Annotated in this window: 2 pseudogenes; both read left to right on the top strand. The window is 53.2% G+C overall.

The features are described from left to right. Nucleotides 1-120, top strand: a pseudogene (locus tag AB4Y40_RS42925) (IS6 family transposase); the annotation flags it as partial. A 42-nt stretch (nucleotides 121-162) separates the two neighbouring features. Further along, nucleotides 163-280: pseudogene (locus AB4Y40_RS42930) on the top strand (IS630 family transposase); the annotation flags it as partial.

The raw sequence follows: 280 nt of genomic DNA on the forward strand, positions 1-280 counted from the left end.
CGTTGTGCCCGCATCCTGTTGGGCGGCATCGAAGTTATGCACATGATCGTCAAGGGGCAGATGGACGATGGTGGTGTCGATCAGAATCCCGCACAGCAATTCTATTCACTGGCTGGATAACTAGTCCAGTGAACCAATGAAATTACACTGATCTAATGGTGCATGGGCAAAATGAATCTGAGTGAAACCGAGCGCGAAGAACTGATGTCGATGCAGCGCAGCCGCACAATGGCCGTTGGCGAGGTGAGGCGTGCACGGTTGATCCTGCTGCTCGACGAAG

Origin of the sequence: Paraburkholderia sp. EG287B, assembly GCF_040965595.1 — a bacterium.
Classification (GTDB): Bacteria; Pseudomonadota; Gammaproteobacteria; order Burkholderiales; family Burkholderiaceae; genus Paraburkholderia.